Source organism: Rheinheimera sp. EpRS3 (assembly GCF_001513785.1).
GTDB lineage: Bacteria > Pseudomonadota > Gammaproteobacteria > Enterobacterales > Alteromonadaceae > Alishewanella.
This window is the reverse complement of sequence record NZ_LNQS01000008.1, coordinates 539,242-561,377: the sequence shown is the minus strand read 5'-3', so window position 1 is coordinate 561,377 and position 22,136 is coordinate 539,242. Positions and strand designations below refer to the sequence as shown.

At 50.1% G+C, this 22,136-nt stretch carries 20 protein-coding genes, 1 other RNA gene and 1 riboswitch; of the genes, 9 read left to right on the top strand and 12 right to left on the bottom strand.

The genetic code is table 11. From position 1 onward, the window contains the following. Positions 1 to 62: 62 nt before the first annotated feature. From AR688_RS11230 to AR688_RS11215, 5 genes are all read right to left on the bottom strand, one after another. Positions 63 to 623, bottom strand: coding sequence for a CBS domain-containing protein (locus tag AR688_RS11230; protein ID WP_068233442.1), 561 nt, complete (start codon positions 621 to 623; stop codon positions 63 to 65). Positions 624 to 708: 85 nt separating this feature from the next. Continuing rightward, a complete protein-coding gene (locus AR688_RS11225) occupies positions 709 to 1,026 on the bottom strand; it encodes a hypothetical protein (protein WP_068233441.1) in 318 nt (105 codons plus the stop codon). A gap of 143 nt (positions 1,027 to 1,169) precedes the next feature. Then, positions 1,170 to 1,301, bottom strand: coding sequence for a hypothetical protein (locus AR688_RS20630; protein WP_259238050.1), 132 nt, complete (start codon positions 1,299 to 1,301; stop codon positions 1,170 to 1,172). Next, complete coding sequence (cydB, locus tag AR688_RS11220) at positions 1,301 to 2,344, bottom strand: cytochrome d ubiquinol oxidase subunit II (protein ID WP_197412202.1); 1,044 nt, start codon at positions 2,342 to 2,344, stop codon at positions 1,301 to 1,303. Before cydB ends, AR688_RS20630 begins: the two co-directional genes overlap by 1 nt. Then, on the bottom strand, positions 2,344 to 3,750 hold the full coding sequence (locus tag AR688_RS11215) for a cytochrome ubiquinol oxidase subunit I (protein WP_068233435.1): 1,407 nt from the start codon (positions 3,748 to 3,750) through the stop codon (positions 2,344 to 2,346). The genes cydB and AR688_RS11215 overlap by 1 nt, the downstream gene beginning before the upstream one ends. 286 nt (positions 3,751 to 4,036) lie before the next feature. Between AR688_RS11215 and AR688_RS11210 the strand changes: the two genes are divergently transcribed. The 3 genes from AR688_RS11210 to AR688_RS11200 are packed head-to-tail and all read left to right on the top strand — an operon-like array spanning position 4,037 to position 8,328. After that, positions 4,037 to 5,914, top strand: a complete 1,878-nt coding sequence (locus tag AR688_RS11210; RefSeq protein ID WP_231732044.1) for a sensor histidine kinase — start codon at positions 4,037 to 4,039, stop codon at positions 5,912 to 5,914. After that, complete coding sequence (locus AR688_RS11205; protein WP_068233434.1) at positions 5,907 to 7,277, top strand: sigma-54-dependent transcriptional regulator; 1,371 nt, start codon at positions 5,907 to 5,909, stop codon at positions 7,275 to 7,277. Before AR688_RS11210 ends, AR688_RS11205 begins: the two co-directional genes overlap by 8 nt. Positions 7,278 to 7,305: 28 nt before the next feature. Then, positions 7,306 to 8,328, top strand: coding sequence for a zinc-binding alcohol dehydrogenase family protein (locus tag AR688_RS11200; RefSeq protein WP_068233427.1), 1,023 nt, complete (start codon positions 7,306 to 7,308; stop codon positions 8,326 to 8,328). Between the two features lie 50 nt (positions 8,329 to 8,378). Here AR688_RS11200 and AR688_RS11195 read toward each other — a convergent pair whose 3' ends face one another. Next, positions 8,379 to 8,984, bottom strand: a complete 606-nt coding sequence (locus AR688_RS11195; RefSeq protein ID WP_068233424.1) for a YkgJ family cysteine cluster protein — start codon at positions 8,982 to 8,984, stop codon at positions 8,379 to 8,381. 125 nt (positions 8,985 to 9,109) lie between these two features. Further along, positions 9,110 to 11,974 carry an EAL domain-containing protein gene (locus AR688_RS11190; RefSeq protein ID WP_068233420.1) on the bottom strand — a complete coding sequence of 955 codons (2,865 nt, stop codon included), beginning with the start codon at positions 11,972 to 11,974 and terminating at the stop codon, positions 9,110 to 9,112. Positions 11,975 to 12,170: 196 nt separating this feature from the next. On the opposite strand from AR688_RS11190, the gene AR688_RS11185 reads away from it, so the two are divergent. Next, positions 12,171 to 12,476 (top strand): c-type cytochrome, encoded by a 306-nt coding sequence (locus AR688_RS11185; RefSeq protein ID WP_068233418.1) that lies wholly within the window; start codon positions 12,171 to 12,173, stop codon positions 12,474 to 12,476. Here the strand turns inward: AR688_RS11185 and recQ are convergent. After that, a complete protein-coding gene (recQ, locus tag AR688_RS11180; protein WP_068233416.1) occupies positions 12,446 to 14,269 on the bottom strand; it encodes a DNA helicase RecQ in 1,824 nt (607 codons plus the stop codon). The genes AR688_RS11185 and recQ overlap by 31 nt on opposite strands. A 183-nt stretch (positions 14,270 to 14,452) precedes the next feature. Between recQ and rarD the strand changes: the two genes are divergently transcribed. Both rarD and AR688_RS11170 read left to right on the top strand, forming a co-directional pair. Beyond that, positions 14,453 to 15,361, top strand: coding sequence for an EamA family transporter RarD (rarD, locus tag AR688_RS11175; RefSeq protein WP_068233409.1), 909 nt, complete (start codon positions 14,453 to 14,455; stop codon positions 15,359 to 15,361). 34 nt (positions 15,362 to 15,395) lie between these two features. Continuing rightward, complete coding sequence (locus AR688_RS11170) at positions 15,396 to 16,076, top strand: DUF599 domain-containing protein (RefSeq protein WP_231732043.1); 681 nt, start codon at positions 15,396 to 15,398, stop codon at positions 16,074 to 16,076. Positions 16,077 to 16,156: 80 nt separating this feature from the next. On the opposite strand, the gene dolP is transcribed toward AR688_RS11170, so the two are convergent. From dolP to AR688_RS11150, 4 genes are read right to left on the bottom strand one after another with little or no spacing between them, the layout of a single operon-like run. Next, complete coding sequence (dolP, locus tag AR688_RS11165; protein WP_068233402.1) at positions 16,157 to 16,732, bottom strand: division/outer membrane stress-associated lipid-binding lipoprotein; 576 nt, start codon at positions 16,730 to 16,732, stop codon at positions 16,157 to 16,159. Further along, positions 16,729 to 17,310, bottom strand: coding sequence for an SIS domain-containing protein (locus tag AR688_RS11160; RefSeq protein WP_068233399.1), 582 nt, complete (start codon positions 17,308 to 17,310; stop codon positions 16,729 to 16,731). Before AR688_RS11160 ends, dolP begins: the two co-directional genes overlap by 4 nt. Before the next feature lie 21 nt (positions 17,311 to 17,331). Beyond that, positions 17,332 to 17,679, bottom strand: coding sequence for a YraN family protein (locus AR688_RS11155; protein WP_068233396.1), 348 nt, complete (start codon positions 17,677 to 17,679; stop codon positions 17,332 to 17,334). Between the two features lie 7 nt (positions 17,680 to 17,686). Next, entirely contained in the window at positions 17,687 to 19,519 is a 1,833-nt protein-coding gene (locus AR688_RS11150; protein WP_231732042.1) for a penicillin-binding protein activator, read from the bottom strand. 86 nt (positions 19,520 to 19,605) lie between these two features. On the opposite strand from AR688_RS11150, the gene rsmI reads away from it, so the two are divergent. From rsmI to AR688_RS11135, 3 genes are all read left to right on the top strand, one after another. Further along, positions 19,606 to 20,457: a 16S rRNA (cytidine(1402)-2'-O)-methyltransferase gene (rsmI, locus tag AR688_RS11145; protein ID WP_068233390.1), complete on the top strand. Its 852-nt coding sequence runs from the start codon at positions 19,606 to 19,608 to the stop codon at positions 20,455 to 20,457. Between the two features lie 20 nt (positions 20,458 to 20,477). After that, positions 20,478 to 20,846, top strand: an RNA gene (gene rnpB, locus AR688_RS11140) — RNase P RNA component class A. A 136-nt stretch (positions 20,847 to 20,982) separates the two neighbouring features. Beyond that, on the top strand, positions 20,983 to 21,696 hold the full coding sequence (locus AR688_RS11135; RefSeq protein ID WP_068233387.1) for an energy transducer TonB: 714 nt from the start codon (positions 20,983 to 20,985) through the stop codon (positions 21,694 to 21,696). 267 nt (positions 21,697 to 21,963) lie between these two features. Then, positions 21,964 to 22,059: riboswitch (cyclic di-GMP riboswitch) on the top strand. Positions 22,060 to 22,136 lie beyond the last annotated feature (77 nt).

The following is a 22,136-nucleotide window of genomic DNA, read 5'->3' as shown; positions in this document are numbered from 1 at the left end:
GCTAATATGCTGTGGTAATACGGCAAAGAAAAAGGCTGGCGCTAAGGCCAGCCGTTTTAGCTTCAGGCTGATAAGCTGTCGAAGATATGCAAAAAAGTGGGCGCTTGCTGAATATGCAGCTGCATGCGTAAGCGCCGGGCAATATCCTGCGCGCTTATTACACCACGGATTTGGTGTGATTCACGGTCAACTACCACACAGTGTTGTTCACCACTTGATTGCAGGGTATTAACCACATCGGCAATGCTGCAGTGCTGCAATTGCTGATACGCCAGTGCTTTAATACGTTCACGCGGGCGCATTAAGTCAGCTACTGTGATGTCATCGCGGCTGTCACCAAAGGCAATGCGGCGCATAATCGACTGATCTGACAACTGGTCAAGGTGCAATAACCCTACTAATTCGGCGTCGTGGTCTACTACCAGCTTAAGTTTGGTTTGCTCTTGTTGCATCATGTCCAGCGCATCACGTGCTGTGGTCGATGCCGCCACAATATTAGGCTGGCTGTGTTTAAAATCGGTTACCACCGTCAGGGCTGGTGAGTTTAACGTCATACCATCGAAATCAGTGGGTTGTACTAAATGATCAATGGCTTCAACAGAATATAATGCTAATGTTTTCATGGTGTTCCTCACATGCCGGCACGCAGAGGCCATACCAGCTAAAAAATAATTTAAGTGTGAACAGCAGCGCTGTTCTGGCTGAAACTTAATGTGAGGAAAAAACGGGCGGGGCGCGGGCCTGTAGTGAAACTAAGAACGGTGCTTTGTTAAATACACTGCGCACAGCATAAACTGTGCTGAAAAAAGCTAAAGTGGCAGCACCGGCAGACACCGGCAACACCGGTTGGGGTTCGTCTGTGCTGTCTTGTTCTGTTGTTACCGTGTGGTGTGAAACAGACGGCGTGAGGGCATGAAACTGCGTATCTGCCAGCGGCGACAAGCGCTGATCATGCACAGCAAAGGCTTGCGGCGTGCACAATAAACTTAGATACAACAGTAAGGCAAAACTACTTAGCCAGCGCATACACCCTCATTCACTTAAGACATCGTTTTAAAGTAACACGATGCCATTTGATAATGAGCGCTTGTTACACCTGGCGCAAGGGGGCGCTGCAAAAATAGCCGCGAATTGCGATTAACGACTATTTTTGCACGACACAGTGGCGTTTACAGCCCGGACAGCAGGCTTTTCAGTAACAGGGCTACTAAGGTCAGGCTACCTAAACCCACCAGATACAGCAGAATAAACCAGACTATTTTAGGTAGTGGCCGGCCATTTGGCAGTGATAGTTTTACCATTAGTAACCCTCCTCGTAGTCTTCCACCTTACCGCGAAAGATATGATAACCCCACAAGGTATAAGCCAGGATCAGCGGTAAAAAGATCAGTATGCCCGGTAGCATAAAGCTTAAGCTGCTGTCAGGTGCCGCTGCGGCATAAAAGCTGATTTGGTGCGGCAGTAAATAAGGGAATAACCCGGCAACCAAACCGGCAAACGCCAGCAAAAATAAACTGGCCGCCAGCCAGAACGGGCGGCTTTCGTGGCGGATGCTGATATGGGCTTCAGCAGCAAACTGGCGCTGTACGCGGCCTAAATCACGGTATAACAGTCTGGCCGCCAGTATTGCCATGAGTGGCAGTAACATTAATATCAGGCTGTGGGCGCCGCCAAACCAGCGCTCGCGGATTTCTGGCTGTTGGTACAGCGTAAATAAACTCACTAACAACATCGCCAGCATAACGAATAGCAGCAAGCGCTGGCCATAGCGCGCTGCTTTTTGCTGAATATCGCCACGACTTTTCATCGTCAGGTAAGTACAGCCCAGCAAAGCATAGCCGGCCATAACGGCTAAGCCGGTAAACAGGCTAAACGGCGTTAACCACTGCAGGCTGGACGAGGCTACGCTGTCTGCGTCGACACCCTGTACCAATACACCCAGCATCAGGCCCTGACAAAATGCGGCAAGGCTGGAACCTATGGCAAAAGCGCGGTTCCACCATACTTTAGAGGTATGAGATTTAAAGCGGTATTCAAACGCCACACCGCGAAAGATCAGGCCAATTAACATCAGCATAATCGGCAGGTACAATAACGACGCAATGCTGGCATACGCCAGCGGAAAAGCGCCAAACAGGATCACACCGCCAAACACCAGCCAGGTTTCGTTGCCATCCCAGACATGCGAAATAGAGCGCATTAAATGATCGTGTTCGGCATCAGTGTTAAACCAGGGGTACAAAATGCCAATGCCCAAATCAAAGCCATCCAGCAGCACGTACATCAGAATGGCAAAACCCAGCAGCAGGAAGTAAAACAACGGTAAACCCATTTGCAGTTCCATTAGTGTTGCTCCTGTTCCGGTTTTATTTTTTTGGCTAACGCTACGGCGTAGCCTGACGCTTTTACACCAATTAGCTGTTGCGACAGTTTTTCCAGTGGCGGCGGCCCTTTGCGGATAAGCTTGCGCATAAAGTACAGGTAAACACCAAACAGCAGGCTGTATGTCAGGACAAACAAGGTGAGTGAAAACAGCACTCGTTCGGCCGGCAGGGGCGACACCACATCAATGGTGCGCACCAGGCCATATACCAGCCAGGGCTGGCGGCCAACCTCTACCACATACCAGCCAGCCAATACGGCAATAATGCCACTGGGGGCCAGATAGCTGCAGGCGGTTAAAAACCAGCGGCTTTGGTATAAACTGCCGCGCCAACGTAAAAAAGCTCCGGTAAATGCGACTAAAATCATCAGCACGCCAATACCGACCATTACGCGGAACGAGAAAAACACCACCGCAACGTTAGGCCGCTCATCAGCTGGTACAGCCTTTAAGCCCATCAGCTCACCGTCGGGATCGTGGGTTAAAATCAGGCTGGCCAGTTTGGGAATACCAATTTCAAAATGGTTTTTTTCGGCCGCTCTGTCAGGAATAGCGAATAACAACAGCGGTGCACCGGCTTCACGTTCGGCCCAAATACCTTCCATTGCGGCCAGTTTTACCGGCTGATGCTCTTTTACATTCAGGCCGTGCAAGTCGCCGACATAAGCCTGTAGCGGCGTTAAAATCAGCGCCAGCCACAGCGTCATTGATAGGCCTTTGCGAGCCATATTTTTATGCTCGCTGTGCCGCAGTTGCCAGGCGCTGGTGGCTAACACGACAAAAGTGCCGGTAATAAAGGCTGCCAGTAACATATGAGTAAAGCGGTATGGCATCGATGGGTTAAAAATCACCTGCCACCAGCTGTCTACCTGAAATACGCCATCAACAATAATGTGGCCTGCCGGTGTGTGCATCCAGGAGTTGGCAGCGATAATCCAAAAAGCCGAAATCCAGGTACCAACTGCCACCACTACCGTAGCCATAAAATGCAGCTTAGGCCCGACACGTTGCCAGCCAAACAGCATAATGCCCAAAAAGCCAGCCTCAAGGAAAAACGCGGTCAGTACCTCGTACGCCATTAATGGCCCCAGTACTGCACCGGTAATGCGGGAAAACTCAGAAAAGTTAGTGCCAAACTCATACGACAGCACTATGCCCGACACCACACCCATGCCAAAGGTAATGGCAAAAGGTTTGATCCAGAATTTAGCCAGTTGCAAATATACCGGGTTGCCGGTTTTCAGCCATAAGCCTTCCCAGATCGCAATCAGTGTTGCCAGGCCGATGGTAATAGACGGAAAAATAATATGAAAACTAACGGTAAAAGCAAACTGCAGACGGGATAGCAGCGCAGCATCCAGTTCCATATTAGCGTCTCCGTTGCTGCAAATAGCGGTATAAAGCAGGTGCTAAGGCTACTGCCACCATCAGGCTTAAAGCCAGAACTTCTGTGATTAATAAACTACTATTCATAACTTACTCTCTTTAATGCGAAATCTGTTCAGTTTAGATATAGCGAGATTTGCAAGATGCTTACCACTTTGTCAGTATACTTATTAGTTTATGATTTATATCAATTTTTATATTTATCTTGTTTGGTGTGTAAACAAGGTTTACGATTCGCGTTCTGAGTTGATGTAAACGAGGTTTACAGTGCCACTGTACTTAGTATTTGAAATAAGCATGCTGCTAACCAGTTGCTGCGCGGTGTTACTGGCTGGCTGGTTGCTGTGGCAGGGCCAGCGCCAGCCAGGTATGCCGGCCTTGGCCGGTTTTGCCGCTATGATGGCACTGTGGTGCGCCGGTCATATCGCAATTTTGCATCAGTGGCCGCAATTGGGTATTGCATTGGTACTGGCAAACCCGCTGATGCCAATGTGCTTTTTACACTTTGCGCTGCAGTTTGTCGCAGCAGGCCGGCCATTATCGTCACGGTTGCAGACCTTACAACGGCAGATGCCGTTACTATATGGTTTCACTTTTGTGCTAATAGCGCTGAGCTGGCAATTTAATGGTGGCAAAATCATTGCTACTACCGGTTTCAGTGCATTTTTTGCTTTTCAGGGGCTGGGTTGGTTAAACCTGGTGTACACAGTATTACTGGGTATTGCTGCCCATGGCGTGCTGCTGTATGGCTGGCGCCATCATTCCGGTAACCGCAGGCGTTCTATTGGCGCCATGTTTATTGCCGGTGGCTGGGGCTTGTTGCTGGCTACCAGTTTTATTTTCCCATCACTTGGCCTGACCTGGTATCCGTATCCAATGCTGTTGTTACCCAGCTATCTGTTATTGCTGGTGTATGGGGTAGTGCGGTATCAGGTACTGGCGATTAATGCTTTTGCCAATAAAGCGCTGTTATGGTTTTGCATGCTGTTGGTGGTGCTGGCACTGATGGCGCTGGTCAGTGCCATGCTGGGGCAGTTTGGTATGCAGGCGTTGTCGGCGGTTCCGGCATTGCAGCTTTGGCTGTATTCGGCCTTGCTGCTGTTACTGTCTGCAGCCTGTTACCAGCCGGTAGCCGCGCTGGCCAGGCGATTAATATACCCCGGTGTTACGTTAAATGAAGCTTTGCTGGAACGCTGGCGTTTGCAGTTGCAGCAAACCGAAAGCTGGACGGAGCTGGCGGCCCTTGGCAGCAAGTTGTTATCGCAACAGTTACGCATGCGTGTTGCCGTGCATTTGCCACAAACTCAGGCAGCGGCGGCACAGCTGCAAATTCACTGCCAGCGCGGGGCCGAAGGCTGGCATTATGAGCTTAAAGGCTGGGATGATGTTACGCCGGGTTACCGGCTGCAGGGCGAGGTGTTTGCTGCCTTATTGCTAAGCAGTTGCCGTATTCTGGAGCAATCGTTAAAACTGGCTGAAGCGGAGCGTAAAAGGCTGGATCAACAGCATCTGGTTGAGCTTGGCGCATTGTCGGCCGCGATGGCGCATGAGCTTAGAAACCCGCTAAATATTATTGCCATGGCAGCAGCAAGCACGGCAGATGAAACCCGCCAGCATATTCAGCAACAGTTAAAACGCGCCGACCGGCTGATTGCCGATTTACTGAGTTATTCCGGCCAGTTGCAGTTGCAATTAACCACAGTGCCACTGAATGCCCTGCTACAAAGCTTAGTGCAGCAACACAACTGGCAAGGGGTAAGCTGCCAGTTGGATGTAGATGAACAACTGCTGATCACCGCTGACGTATACCGTTTGCAGCAGGTGATCGTAAACCTGCTGGATAATGCGCTGGCATTTTGCCGTAACCAGAGCGGCGCCATTATTAAACTGCAGGCGCAGCAGCAGGGTACGCAGTTGCTGCTGTATGTACACAATAACGGCCCGGCTATTGCCAGCGAGCAGCATAGCAGCCTGTTTCAGCCTTTTGTTAGCAAACGGGCCGGTGGCAGTGGCCTGGGGCTGGCGATAGTGCGACGTATTATGCAGGCACACGGTGGTGAGATTAACCACCGCACCGATCTGGGTTGGCCGGTCAGCTTTGAATTACGCTTTAACTTAAATACAGAAGACTCCGCAAATGAATAAAGGCCGTATTTTACTGATTGACGATGAACCGGCATTTCGCCAACTGGCACAAAGCTGGTTGGAAAACAGCGGTTATCAGGTGGTGACGGCGGCCGATTTAACCGTTGCCCGCCAGCACCTACAGCAATTTGATGCTGACTTAATTTTGCTGGATTTATCATTACCGCCCGAATTTAACCCGCAACATACACTACAGGCCTTGCCCGAGCTTATTTCAAGGCCGGTAATTATTTTAACCGGCCATGCCGAGCGGCAACTGGCACTGGATGCCATAGCGCTGGGTGCCTGGGATTTTATTGCCAAGCCGGTCGATCCGGATTTACTGGCTGTGGTAATAAAACGGGCATTGGGTAAGCATCAGCTGGAGCAAGAGCTGAGCCAGCTAAAACAGCAGCGTCAGGCCAACACTGCTGTGCAGCGCTTAATTGGCGTATCACCGGCAATGGAGGCTATGCGTACACTGATCCAACGTATTGCCCCCACTGATGTGCGGGTACTGGTAACCGGGCCATCCGGTACCGGTAAAGAGGTAGTATCACGCGCACTGCATGAGCTGAGCCGGCGTGCGGAGCAGGCCTTTGTGTCTGTGCATTGCGGCGCTATTCCGGCCGACTTGCTGGAAAGCGAGCTGTTTGGTTATGTTAAAGGTGCCTTTACCGGTGCCGATAAAGACCGGCCGGGCCTGCTGAAACTGGCCGATGGCGGTACTTTATTTCTGGATGAAATTGGCGAGATGCCTTTGCCAATGCAGGTTAAGCTATTGCGGGTATTGCAGGAAGGCACCTTTTTTCCGGTTGGCGGCCGTGAGCAACAGAAAATTGATTTACGGCTTATTTCTGCCACCAATGCTAATTTGCCACAACTGGTACAAAAAGGGCTGTTTCGCGAAGATTTATATTACCGCATTAAAGGCATTACGCTGGAAACGGTAGCGCTTAGCAGCCGTAGCCAGGATATACCGCTGCTGCTACAGTTCTTTCTTGAACAGTTATCGCAACAGCAGGGCCAGCGTTTAAAACTGGACAGCACTGCACTAAGCTGGTTTTTACAGCGCGACTGGCCGGGTAATATCCGTGAGCTGAAAAACACGCTGGAAAGCGTAGCTGCTGTGGCACAGGGTGGAGTTATCAGCATGGCTGATATCAGCTTGCTGCATCCCGAAGCCGGCACTGCGGGCACTACTCAAGCGGTAACAGAAACAGGGATACAATTGTTAGACCAGGCAGTGCAGCAATTAGAAATACGCATGATTAAACAAGCACTTGAACAATGTAACGGTAACAAGAGCCAGGCCGCACGCCAACTGGGGTTATCCCGGCAGGGGTTACTAAAGAAAATTGACCGCTACCAACTGGCAGATTAAGGTAGGCAGCAAAACTTGGAGAATAAAAATGAAAGCAGTAGGTTATCAGCAGTCACTAGCGGCAACCGATCCACAAGCCCTGGTTGATATTGAGCTGCCGGATCCGCTAGCCAGTGGCCAGGATATTCTGGTGCGGGTGCAGGCAATATCAGTTAACCCGGTAGATACTAAAATCAGAACGCGGGTTCAGCCTGAAGCCGGTCAATACAAAGTGCTGGGCTGGGACGCAGCAGGCGAAGTAGTCGCGGTGGGCGAAGACGTCAGTTTATTTAAAGTGGGCGACAAAGTGTTTTATGCCGGTTCACTTACCCGCCCTGGCAGCAACAGCGAGCTGCAACTGGTGGACGAACGCCTGGCCGCAGTAATGCCCGAGAACTTAAGCTATGCTGAAGCCGCGGCCTTGCCATTAACCGCTATTACCGCCTGGGAGCTGTTGTTTGACCGGCTGGAAATTCAGCAACCCAGTTTAAAGCACCCGCGCCCTGTGCTGCTGATAACAGGTGCTGCCGGTGGCGTAGGCTCAGTGCTGGTGCAACTGGCCCGGCAATTAACCACAGCAACCATTATTGCTACGGCATCCCGGCCGGAAACCAAACAATGGGTAACCGGGCTGGGTGCCCACTACGTGCTGGATCACAGCCAGCCGTTGCTGCCACAGCTAAAAGCGCTGGATTTAAGCTGCGTAAGCCATGTTGCCAGTTTAACCCACACCGACCAGCATTATGCTGAGCTGGTGCAATTGCTGGCGCCGCAGGGCAAGCTGGCGCTGATAGACGATCCGGTTGGCGGCATTGATATTATGCCGTTAAAGCAAAAAAGTATTTCGCTGCACTGGGAGTTTATGTTTACCCGGGCCATGTTCGGCACGCCGGATATGAGCGCACAGCATCAGCTGCTAAGCGATTTAAGCCGGCTTATTCAGCAGGGCCAGATTAAAACCACGCTAAAACAAACCATGGGCAGTATTAACGCCGATAATTTACGTCAGGCTCACTTGCTGCTGGAAAGCGGTACCGCTATTGGTAAAGTGGTGCTGGAAGGCTGGAACTAACAGGTTAAGCTGTAACAGCAGCCAAATCTGGCTGCTGTTACATCGTCGGGTCAGGCAATTTGCTGATCGTCATTCATACCGCTATACCAGGCTTTAAATAACACTCTTTCAAGCGCCTGTTGCAACGCGTCGTTAATAGGCAAATGTTGCTTACCCAGTTCATAATCCAGTTCGTTTACCTGCTCTTTGGCCATGATCATCATCGGTGGCGGATCAGATTCCAACGCTATCAGTGTGTCCTGATACGGCACCGGCCGATCAGTTTTAATGACCTTGCACACCGACAAAGAGGTTTTACCCTGTTTATCACGATAGCCTGAGGCGCCAAACAAGCGGCAAATACTGGGGCGCTGCTGATACACACTGCACTGGCCCTGTTTGCCATCAAAGGACAGCTTCTGATAAAAAAAACAGCCCTGAGGCTCTGTTAACTCTTCGAGTTGTGTCAGTGTTTGTTCTGCTTTACCTTGATCAAACAAGTGTAATGCCAGCGGCAACATTTCCAGCACCGTCGCTTCTATCGTCGGTTGCAAGCAGCATTCACCGCAGCCGCTGCGGCAATTTAAGCCACGCTGTTGCTGATAAGCTGAAAACGTTGTCGCTATTTCGCCATACACAGCCTCAACACGACGCGATAATTCACGCAGCCGTTGCATTAAAGACTCCGAACGAAATAAGTATAAATTTGGGTTTGCCTGTTAAGGAGCGACGAAATGTCGCCGAGCCATTGTACTGAGTTGTTCAATCTATCAGCAATAGGCGCGGTGAAATATAGTTAGGCTTAAATGGATAATGTCAGCAGGGGCGAGGGGCGCGCTATGGCGTAGCCTTGCACATAATCTACTCCCAGCAGTTGCAGGGCGTCGCGTACGGCTTCGGTTTCAACATATTCAGCAATAGTTCGCATCCCCACAGCTTTGGCTACTTCATGGATAGATTTCACTATGGCTTTGTCGTATTGGTCGTCCAGCAAGTCACGCACAAAGTGACCGTCAATTTTTATAAAATCGGCCGGAAAGTGCTTCAGGTAACTGTAAGATGAAAAGCCACTGCCGAAATCATCCAGCGCAAATAAACAGCCCTGCTCGCGGAAGAACTGAATAAAGCTCAGCGTGTTTTGCAGGTTCACTATGGCCACGCTTTCAGTTATTTCAAAACAGATGCGCTGATAGGGGATTTGATAATCGGCAAAGAGTTGCTGCACCTGTTCTTTAAAACCACTGTCGACCAGCGAGCTGCCAGACAAATTAATACAGCAAAGCTCCAGTTGTTGCAGATGCTGCGGATTTTGCTGCAACCAGCGGAAGTAATGGCGGATAACCCACAGGTCGATTTGCGGCATTAAACCGAAGCGCTCAGCAGAGCTAAGAAAGCTGCCGGGGCCGATCAGGGTATTATCGTCACCGTGCAGACGTAACAACACTTCGTAATGCATGCCACTGTTTTGTTGCTTTAACGACTGAATAGGTTGCTGATACAGGACAAAACGGTCTTGTGCTATTGCATCACGCAGTTGCGCTACCCATTGCATTTCTGCCTGATGGCGCTGGGTTTCCAGATCGTTGCTGTCAAACAGCTGAATACGGTTACGGCCTTTGTCTTTGGCGATACTGCAGGCGGCATTGGCCTGTTTAATCACATCATCGGCGACAACATCATTACCGCTGATTTCAGCAATACCAATGCTGATACTGATCGGGTAAATGCTGTCCTGCCAGATAAAACGGAATTCTTTAACCGCATCCAGCATACGGTAAGCCAGAGCAAAGGCTTCATTGGCATTTTTGCCGGTTAGCAAGACACCAAACTCGTCACTGTCGAGCCGGGCAAGCGGGCCGTTATGACCTACAGTGCGTTTAAATACTTCGCTGAGCTGCTTTAACAAAGCATTACCGGCACTATGGCTGCAGTTGTTGTTGATCAGTTTAAACTGATCTATATCGATATACAGCATGCAGCCTGCCGTAGCGCCGCCTTGCTGACATAGTGCCTGTAGCTGCTGTTCAAAGTAAAAACGGTTGTACAGTGCAGTAAGGCTGTCGTGATTCGCCAGATAGGCCAGTTGTTCATGGGCCAGCTTTTGTTCGGTAATATCAATAACAGAGCCGTGCACAAATGCATCGCGATCATTAACTGAGCGGGCCAGCCTGGCCGACATCAACGCCCAGAACGGGCTGTTGTCTGCGCGTAAGCCCTGAATTTCAAAACCTTTGTTACTGCCCAGCTCTAACTGCCGTATCAGCATTTGCCGCTCGGCTGGATCGGCATAAAAGCGTGCCATACCACTGTCGCTCACGGCCTGCTTCAGTTCATCCAGAGTGTGGTAACCCAGAATATTCAGCAGGGCGTTGTTGGCATTTAACAGTTTGCCATCCAAAGTGGTGGTAAACATGCCCTCAACAGCATTATGAAAAATATCATGATACTGCTGTAACTGGCTGAGAGTTAGGTAGTTTGCGTCGGACTGGCGCGGTATTTTTTGCAAGCCAAAGCTGGTTAATGCCAGACTGAACAGCATTAATAGTTGCAGCAGGTATAGCCAGTCAAAGCCGGTGTTCAGATAACCGGCCTGGCTCAGTGTCAGTAATAACGCACTGCACAGTGTGAATACACAGGCCCAGACAAAGGATCTGGCTTGTGGCTGGCCGGCCAGAGTAAAGCGGACAGCCAGCACAATATTGCTGCCAAGCACCCAGGCCAAAGCCAGAAACAACAGCACTATCCGCAACGGGCCAGAGGCGTATAACGGGCTGAATAACAGCAACATAGCCGCAAAGCTGCTGGCGTAGCTAAGCCAGCGCCACAACGGGCTGTATAAATGCTGTAAAGCATGATGAATAAACAGGTTCAGGCACAATAGTGCTGTACCCACGCTGATATATAAAATGGCCTGGTTTACTTCGGGGTGGCCGGGCCATAGCATCGCAAATGCCATGCCGTTAAGTACGGCAATAACCAGTGCGAAGCTGACAAAAAAGGCGCTGTAGTACAGATAGTTTTTTGCTTTTAAGCGGAAAAACTGTACCAGATTATAAAATGCCAGCAGCAACAGCACGCCTTGTAACAGGCCATCCAGTATGGCGTCTTTTTGCGAGTAGGCAATAAAGCTGGTATAGCGCCACAGCAGTAAATCACTGGGTACTATAGCGGCGTCCTGTATACGGATAAAAATATCGGTTTGCTCATGGGCGGCAAGGTTCAGGCTAACCGCATAGCTGCGATAGGGTAACGCCCTTTCTGTGTAGGGGTAATCATTGCCTGAGCGGCTAAGCAGGCGGATGTCTTGTGTCTGGCTATTGCGCTGGTAGATTTCAATTTTATCTGCCATCGGAAAGTCATATTCCAGCAGCATTTGTCGCTTCAGATGGCTGTTATTTTGCAGGCGGGCAAATAGCCATACTACCTGATGTTCGGCAAACAACACCTGTTGTGAAGGTGCCAGTAAGCTAAACGCATGCTGTTTTTCCGGATCGGCTAAAATATCGTCCAGGCCCAGTTGCAACGGCGTAACCTGAAAATAGACCTGCTGCAACTGCTGCTGTTCTGGCAGCGGGCTGTTTAGCATGTTAACTTCAGCATGAAAAGCATGTGCAGGCAGGGTAAACAGCCAGATCAATAGCAATAAGCAGTAAGTGCCTGTTCTCACTGACAGCTTTCTCCGCAGCAGGTTGGAATGTTAATGAAATGAGCTGTGAACAGTAACATATGCCACGCTATGGTGTCAGCAAAAAACATTGTTTGGCGTGGTTTTGATGCGGATCAGCTAAAGAGTGGTTTATCCGGTTTGAGCACGCAGCAACTTAGGTTATAACTAGATAAGAAAACAACAACACGGAGACATTATGAAACCACTGATACTGATATGCGGGCTTTTTTTGCTGGCAGGAGCGGCCAGTGCGGCTGACATCGCTGCCGGCAAAACCAAGGCTGCAGTATGTGCCGCCTGCCATGGCGCGAATGGTATTTCGATTATTCCTGATTACCCTAACCTGGCCGGGCAAAAAGTGAAATATCTGGAAAGCTCTATCAAGGCTTATCGCGATGGTGAGCGGAAAAACCCGATTATGTCACCAATGGCATCAGGGTTAACCGATGCTGATGTGGCGAATATCGCCGCTTATTTTGCCAGCTTACCGGCCGGTGGCTGATTATCAGCTGCCAGATAATCACTGATCTCATCAATAAAGTCAGCACCATAACGGGCCAGCTTTGTCTGGCCAACGCCTGATATCGCCAACAGGCTGCGGTTGTCTGTTGGCAACTGCTGGCACATTTCAATTAAACTGGCATCGCTGAACACCACAAAAGGTGGCACATCGTCGCGCTGGGCAATATGTTTACGCAGGGTTTTAAGCCGGGCAAATAGAGCCCGGTCATATTGCTGTTTACTCAGGCGCTCTGGTTCGCGTTTTACGCTTTGCAATCTGGGTACGGCCAGCGACAATTCGGTTTCGCCGCGCAGCACCGGGCGGGCTGCCGGTTGCAGTTTTAATACTGAATGCGCAGTAATATCCTGCTGCAGCAAGCCAAAATGAATAAGCTGACGCAAAATGCTCAGCCAGTAATCATGGCTTAATTCTTTACCAATACCCCAGGTTGACAGTTTGTCGTGGCCCAGTTCCAGCACTTTTTGGCTCTGGCCGCCGCGCAGTACATCAATAACATGATGCATACCAAAACTCTGGCCAACACGGTAAACACAGGACAGGGCTTTTTGCGCCAGTTCAGTGCCGTTAAATTGCTGTGGTGGCTGCAGGCAAATATCGCAGTTGCCACAGCGGGTTTGCCGGGCTTCGCCAAAGTAGTTTAGTAACACCAGGCGGCGACAGGTTTGCGCTTCGGCAAAGGCGGCCATGGCTAAAAAGCGCTGCCAGGTCACTTCAGCGCGTTGGGCGTTTTCTTCAGCGTCCAGCCAGCGTTTCATCCGGCCTATGTCTGCCGGATCAAATAACAGCATGGCTTCGGCTGCCACACCATCACGCCCGGCGCGACCGGTTTCCTGGTAATAGGCTTCAATGGTACGGGGTAGCTCAAAGTGCACCACGTAACGAATATTCGATTTATTTACCCCCATACCAAAGGCGACAGTGGCGACAATTAACTGGTAATCGTCGCGTTTAAAGGCATCCTGTACGTTATTGCGCTCGTCGCTGCTAAGGCCGGCGTGGTAAGCAGCAGCGTTAAAACCGCGCTGTTTTAGTTGTTCGGTAAGCTCATCTACTTTACGTCTTGAGCCGCAATACACTATGCCGCTGGCGCCGTCTTGCTGTTGCAGATAGCTGACCAGTTGTTCCACCGGGCGAAACTTTTCCTGTACCGTGTAGCGGATATTGGGCCGGTCAAAGCTGCCCAGATGCACTAACGGCTGCTGCAGGTTCAGCTGTTGCAGAATATCCTGGCGTGTGGCGCCATCTGCTGTGGCGGTTAATGCCATTACCGGTACGGTTGGGAAACGCTGCTTTAATAATGCCAGCGCCATATAGTCTGGCCTAAAATCATGGCCCCACTGTGAAATACAGTGCGCTTCATCAATGGCAAACAGGCTGACACCCAAATCTTGCAGGCGGTCGAGAAATTGCGGTTGTAACAGGCGCTCGGGGGCAACGTACAGCAGTTTTAGCTCACCACGGCGCAGCCGGGCAAATACCTGCAGTATTTCTTCGCGGCTTTGGCTGCTGTTAATAAATTCAGCGGCAATACCATTGGCCTGAAGTGCATCAACCTGGTCTTTCATCAGTGACATCAGCGGGGATACCACTAAGGTGATCTGCGGCAGCAATAATGCCGGTAATTGATAGCACAACGATTTACCACCACCGGTTGGCATGAGCACAAAGCTGTCCTGACCTTGCAAGGCAGCCTGGATCACATCCAGTTGGCCATCACGGAATTCACTGTATCCAAAGGCTTGTTTTAACAGGGGCAGCAGATCGTCTATCACTTAATACCATCGGGTAACGAAAATAAGCCGCCATTCTAATGGCAAACGCGGTGCTCAGAAACAATAAATTCAGCTTATCCGCTGCAATGGTTTAGTTGGCTGACTAATTTTAGCCGTTAAGTGAGATGCTGGCCGTGCTTATTTGGGCGTATAATAGTGACTCATTTACCGGAGCCTGCCTGCATGTCGTTAAGTCGCGAACAAAAACTGGGGGGCATTTTCGCCGCCAGTGCTTACAGTTTATGGGGTGTCGCCCCGCTTTACTTTAAACAGATTGATTTTATTCCGGCAACAGAAATTCTGCTGCACCGCATTGTCTGGTCTTTTGTTTTGTTGCTACTGGTTGTGCTGGCGCTGCGTCAGGGCGATAAAGTACTGGCTATTTTGCGTCAGCCTAAAATGCTTGGCTGGCTGTTGCTGTCGGCTTTATTGCTGGGCGGCAACTGGGGCCTGTTTATCTGGTCGGTAAATAATCACCACATGTTGGATGCCAGCCTGGGGTACTACATTAATCCGCTGCTTAATGTGCTGCTGGGTATGATGTTTTTAGGTGAGCGGCTGCGCAAAATGCAATGGGCGGCGGTAGCGCTTGCCACCAGTGGCGTGCTGATCCAGCTGATCACCTTTGGCTCACTGCCGTGGATAGCGCTGACATTGGCTGGCTCTTTTGCTATTTATGGTTTGATGCGTAAAAAACTGGCGGTAGATGCGATTACCGGCTTGTTTTATGAGTCTTTGTTATTGTTACCGTTGGCGTTATGGTACTGGTGGCAGTTTGCCGACAGCAGTGCGGCAAATTTATTAGCCAATAACTGGCAGCTAAATGGCTATATGATGGCGGCGGGTTTGGTTACCACTGTACCGTTATTGTGTTTTATTGCTGGTGCCCGGCGTTTGCAATTATCTACTATGGGCTTTTTCCAGTACATAGGCCCAAGCTTTATGTTTGTGTTTGGTGTCTGGCTGTATCACGAGCCGTTTGCGGCAGAGCGTTTTGTTACCTTTGGTTTAATTTGGCTGGCGTTATTGCTGTATACCGCCGATGCCTGGCAATTTAACCGCCAGCGCCGGCTGCAGGCAAAACTAAAATAGCGTAAGCTTAAAACGGGCACAATAAAGGAGCATTATGATGGCCGGTACCATTGATTTAATTGCTGTTATCTGGTTTTTTGGCTTATGGATTGGTTATACATTATTTGCCAAACGCCGTGCAAAAGTGGTGTCTTGTTTGTCGTTTGAGCTGCGGCGTAAACGTAACGACTGGATGCAAAAGATGCTGCTGCGCGATAACAAAATGGCCGATGTCGGGCTTATTTCTACGCTGGAGCGCAATGTCACTTTTTTTGCATCCAGTACCTTACTGATCCTGGCGGGTTTGCTAACGGTAATGACAGCCGCAGACAAGCTGAGCCTGATGTTATCTAATCTGGTGCCATGGGCCAGCTACAGCGAAAGCGCGGTACAACTGAAGCTATTATTGCTGGCGTTTATCTTTGTGTTTGCTTTTTTCCAGTTTACCTGGTCATTACGCCAGTATGGTTTTTGTGGCGTATTAATTGGTGCCGCACCGGATGGCCGCGATATGACTGCTGATGACCAAAAGTTATATGCCAACCGCGCTGCTAAAGTAATTGATCAGGCCGGCCACTCGTTTAACTACGGTTTGCGTTCGATCTATTTTTCATTATCGGCGTTAACCTGGTTTATCGATCCGATAATGTTTATGGTGGCATCCGTTGTCGTGATGATGGTAATGAAGCACCGTGAGTTTCATTCTAAAGTGCTCAAAGCCTTGCAGGAATGCTGAGTTAAGATGCAAAATGCCCGGGGCTGCAACTGCAACCCCGGGCATTTGAACAAACTAAGCCGTTAGTCAGCTTAACCTGTTTAGTTCTGGCGGGTTTCAAAAGCGCGCACTACGCGCGATACGCCATCAACATGGCGGGCAATATCTACTGCTTTCGCCGCTTCTTGTTCGGTAACCAAACCCATTAAAAACACTTCAGCGTTTTCTGTTACCACTTTGATATTCAGGCCGCTTACCTGCTCATCCGCCAGTAATTGCGTTTTTACTTTGGTGGAGATCCAGCTGTCGCGGGTGCGGGTGGTCATGGCGGTGTTGTTACCCAGGCGGATCTGGTTTTGTACATCGCGTACACCATCAATGTTGCCAACCAGTGCCTGGGCTTTCTGGCGTATGGCTTCGCTTGACGTTTGGCCGGTAAGCAGCAACACACCGTTATAACTGGTTACGTTGATATTGCTGCCCTCAGCTGTGCTGGCATCATCAGATAAAGCGCGCTTAGCTTTTAGTACCACATTTTTATCATCAATTTGCGCACCCAGAGTGCGTCTGTCATTGGCTGATGTTACCGCAGTGGCGCCGCCGGCAACCACAGCAGCGGCACAACCTTGCAATAACGCCAGCAGTGTACAGGCACAGACTAACTTTAGCGTATTCATAAATCTCCTTGTTGTGGGAACAACGTCATATCGATCAGTTCGCACAGACTGTGCAGTAAAAAGGTATAGCATTCAAAAATCCGGGCTGGCCGGTGTACCGGCACTTTCAGCTCAACATCTTGTTGATTCAGTAAACCAGACAGCTCGCCACTGGTGTCTACCGTCAGGGCTATCACTTTCATGTCGTTAGTTAATGCTGCTTCGACGGCTTTTATTAAACTTGGTTCGGCGCCGGTAAGTGAAATAACCAGCAGTACGTCGTTACTTTGCCCCAGCGCTTTGATTTGCCGGGCCAGATAATCCTGCTGATGGCAATGCTGCAGGCTGTGGTTATGCGGTAATAATGCCAGTGCCGGCAGTGTCGGGCGTTCGGTTTCAAACTGGTCCAGCAGCAACTGGGCAAAATGGTTTGCCAGTGCACTGGTGGCGCCTTCGCCGCAACAAATAATTTTGCCGCCGCTAATCAGGTTATTCACAATAACACAGGCGGCATTTTCCAGTGGGCCTGCTAGGCTTTCGCCAGTGGCTATCATGGTTTGAATATTTTCGCTAAACAGCTGGCGAATATGCTCTTGCATCAGGGTATCCTGCTTGTTGTACTACTGCGTAATCGCATTTTTTATCCATTGATACTGATATGGCGGCTGGCCTTCAATCGCCAGCACATCAAGCCTGCAGGCGGTATCGCTTAATTTGTGTTGGTGTAAATACCAACGGCTGGCGCGCAGCAGCTTTTGCTGTTTGGCTGCTGTAACGGCCGCAATAGCACCGCCAAAAGCAGTGCTGGCGCGGTATTTTACTTCAACAAATACCAGTGTGGTGCTGTCACGCATAACTAAATCTATTTCACCGGCTTTACACTGATAATTTTGCTGCACCAGCTGTAATCCCTGGCGTTGCAGATACGCCATAGCAAGTTGCTCATACAGCTGGCCCAGCTTATTCATCAGTTAATCAGGGCTCCTGCACCGCCGATAATCGGCTATTACGGTAACTGGCCCAGCTTAACTGGCGCACTATGCTGCCATCCGGGCTAAGCCGCAATTGGCCGGTCAGGCCAGGAAAAACGGCAGACGGTAATTGCTGCTGCTGGCGCAGGCTGCCCACCAGTTTGAAGGCATCATACCCCATGGCGAACAAACGCTGCAGAGTTTCGTCCTGTTCTTTAAACAATTGCTGGTATTGCGCCCGCAACTCGACTGAACTTTGCTCGCCCAGCATCCAGGGCATTTCAGTAAAAGTAAGGCCGTTTAAATCACGTAAATCTGTGCTGCTAAGGCTGGTACTGTGGCTGCGCGAACTGGCATAAATAGGCAGCCGTGGTGCTGTGGGGCTGACAGACACATCGACAAAGGGTTTAAACAACTGGGTTTGCACCGGATCGGCAATCAGGTAGATGGCATCAATATCTAACCGGCTGTGTGGTTCGGTTTCCAGTTTTTGCGGCACCAGGCTATTAATTTGTTTTAAGCGCTCACGGCTGCGGTCGGTTTCCAGCAAACTGGCAATCAGCGCTTCCAGATCTTCTTTGCTGTTAAACTGATAGCTTTCTGCTGGTGGATGGCCCAGTTGCTGCCACTGGCGGCTAAAGTGCTGCTGCATCCGCACAGCAATGTTATTCGCTGCACTGATCACCACCGGGCGGCGGTAACTTTTTTGTTGAAACAGTTCGGCCACCTGTGTTGCTTCGTCTTCCATGCTAAGGGCAAAATAAAATTTATCTTTAGCATCAGTTTTGTTGGTGTCGTGGGTATTCAAAAACAGCGTTGGCCAGGGCCAGTCAGCTTCGTTGCTAATGGTGTCGACCTGATCTTTTAATAAAGGCCCGATGACAAACTCTGCCTGCAAGGCGCTGATTTGCTCACGCAGTGCTGCGGCTGGTTGTTGGCTGTCGATAAACACTAACTCGGCATTGTTGGCACCGGCTGCGGCCAGAATACCGTACTGAATAGCCTGTGCATGCTGGCGGAATTGACCTTGCAGCGGCAGCAACACGGCAATTTTTGCTGGCTGAAACGGTTGCAAGCTAAACAGCTGCTGCACGGCTTCGGGTAGCTGTTGCAATGGCGGCATATTGCTGTAGCGGCGTTGCCAGTCAGTAAAAGCCTGCTGCAATACTTCAGGCTCACCAATATGACGCCGGCTTAGCTGCGCCAGATTAAGCCAGGCCAGTGTATTTTGCCGGGCATTTACCCGCAGGCTTTCCAGTTGGCTGTCGCTAAGGGCGCTCAGATTGCGCCAGAGCAAATCATTGTACTGTGGGTAGTTGGCGCTGATATCGGCGTACTGTTCCAGTTGCAACAAGCTGCGGCTTGCGGCCAGATAGCGGCGTTGCTCACTGTGATAGCTGGCAGTTAGCCAGAGAAATTCGGCCTGATCGGCACGGGCAACATCTTTTATGTCGGTTTTTTCCAGCAAGTTGCTCAGGTTTGCCTGCTGGCCGGTAGCAATATATGCATGCAGCAATGGCAGCAGGTTTTGCTGGCGGATCAGTGGAAACGGGCTTTGCTTCAGGTTTTCACATATGGCCAGCGCCAATAGGTAATCCTGCTCAATCAGCGCCTGACGCGCCGCTTTAAGCAAATGATAATGTTGCGGCTCGGCCTGATAATTCGCCGCCAGTTGGTATAGCTGACGGGCAGCAACACCAGGTTGAGCGGTATCTTTGGCTGGCTCTTCACTTTGAGATACCGTATCTGCCGGGCGTTGTTGCGGGCTTTGCGCGCAGCTGCTTAGCACGCCTGCGGCGCAGAGAAATAACAAAGGCTTTAATTTGCTGGAAGTCACAATGCACAGTACCATAGCGAAACAATGGTCTTATCTTACTGAGACTGCCGGTTAAGCTCAATTAAATAGCGTACATTAATCATCAAATGGCAAAAGATAACGGTTTTTTATATGTAGTGGCGACGCCAATAGGCAATCTGGACGACATCAGCCAGCGCGCTGTTGACACCTTAAAGCAGGCCGATTGGATAGCTGCTGAAGACACGCGCCATACCGGGCGCTTGTTATCGCATCTTGGTATCAGTGCCAAAACCATAGCACTGCATGATCACAACGAAAAGCAGCGTGCCGCCAGTATTATCCAGAAATGTTTGGCCGGAGAGCACGTGGCGCTGGTATCAGACGCAGGTACGCCGCTGATCAGCGACCCCGGCTACAGCTTAGTGCGCCAGTGCCGCGACGCCGGTGTACGGGTAATTCCCATTCCCGGCCCTTGTGCGCTGATTACCGCGCTGTGCGCCGCTGGTTTACCGACCGACAAATTTCATTTTATCGGCTTTTTATTGCCGAAAAGCCAGCAGCGGCAAAACCAATTGGCAGATATTCCGGCCGGTGTCGGCACCATTATTTGCTATGACACGGCCAGACGGATAAAAGATACGCTACAGGATGTAGCTGCTGTGTTCGGACCTGAGCGCGAGCTGGTACTGGCCAAAGAGCTGACCAAAACTTTTGAGCATCTGGAATATGGCACCGCAGCACAAATTACTGCCTGGCTCGAAGCTGATCCGCAGCGCTGCCAGGGTGAAATGGTATTAATGATAGCGCCAACACCCAAAGCCGAAAGTGAAGTAAGCGATGCTGAACTTGGCACACTTAAACTGTTGTTAACCGAGTTGCCGCTAAAAAAGGCTGCGGCGTTAACGGCACAAATTCATGGCGGCAAGAAAAACGCTTTATATAAAGTGGCACTGCAATTGTCTGGTGAAACCGGATAAAACCGGTATAATCGCCGCCGTGAGTTGGCCAAGACAATCGCTGCCTGCGCAAGCAGGGGGAGGAAAGTCCGGGCTCCACAGGGCAGGGTGCCAGGTAACGCCTGGGGGGCGTGAGCCTACGACCAGTGCAACAGAGAGCAAACCGCCGATGGCCCACGCAAGTGGGATCAGGTAAGGGTGAAAGGGTGCGGTAAGAGCGCACCGCGCGGCTGGCAACAGTTCGTGGCACGGTAAACTCCACCCGGAGCAAGATCAAATAGGCCCCCTTTGGCGCGGCCCGCGTTGGGGGCGGGTAGATTGCTTGAGGCTTAAGGCGACTTAAGTCCTAGAGGAATGATTGTCACTCTGGCAACAGAGCACAGAACCCGGCTTAAAGGCCGGCTCACACCAAACACCACAAAAACCGCAGCTGTAACAGGCTGCGGTTTTTTTGTTTTATCTGTCCCTGATTATCAGACCCCAATTATTGCCGGAATCAGATACTATAGTGATATGTTTTGACGTTACGTTGTCTTGGAGGATTTTATGTATCAATTAAAATCGCGGTTGTGTCTTTTGGTGTTATTGGCAGGTATTTCAGCTTGTGCAGCTGAAAACTCCGGACAAGGCAACAATAAAAAAGATGCAAGCACTGTAGCAGACTACTACAAACAGCTGAGTATTTTGCGACAGGAGCAGGAAAGAAAAAACTATGAAAGCTATATCGCTGATTGCAAGTTTGGCTTAGCGGAGCTGTCATGGCAATCGAGAAGAAGTGAATTATTAGAAGGTGCCTACCAGACATGCATGCGTGAGTTTAGAGCCGACTTGGATGAAGAGGGCTTCCACAAGGCAGTTGTCCTGGAACTAAAAGCATCAGCTCTTTGGCTGGACAGTGCGCTATGGTTACATAAAAAGGGATTGTATGTGCCTTTGGCACTGGACTTGTGTCAGCAACTGGCAATTGCGCCAGAAAAATTCTTATACCTCCCCAGAATGTCAAGATATCCTATTCAAGCTGCCCGGGATGGGATTGAGGGGAAGGTGGTCGTTACTCAATTATTTGATGACGCCGGTTTTCATAAAGAGTTTGTTGAAATTGTCAGTACTCCTGAAAGAGTGTTTTCCAGGACAGCGGAGAGGTTATTTAACCGCTCAACGGTATGCCCCACGGGGGCGGAAGTTACAAATACAATAACTATTGATTTTATTTTGGAAAAAAATAACAAGCCGGGTTATGAGTTGTCAGGGGGATCATGAGCATTTCGCCAATAATGCGGTAGCTGGTCGTATCAAGTAACTGGCTGCAGTGGTGCAACTTGTTGTGCTACTGCTCTGCTTTAAAGCAACTCTTCCCCCTGCTTTTCTGCTTTCCTCTTCCCGGAACAATTATCACTACTTAGCGCTTGATTTGTAAAGCTTGTTGCAAAATTGGCGAAAAAACAACTTGTGAATTTGTAATTATTTGTATATCTTGCTGTCCGTTCAGCTTGAGTTAATGTAGCCCAGTTCTCGTTTCAAGCTAATACAATTAAAAGGCAAACTGTACCGAAAGGTCAGGACGCAAAGCCGCTGGTCTAATAGTGTTCGTTACGAATGTTAATGATGGCAGTGGTTGCATTAGCTTAGTCACATCTGTTTGATGTCAATCATGGCGGTACTTTACCGTTATCCGATTATGCCTATCTATGCCGTCTGTC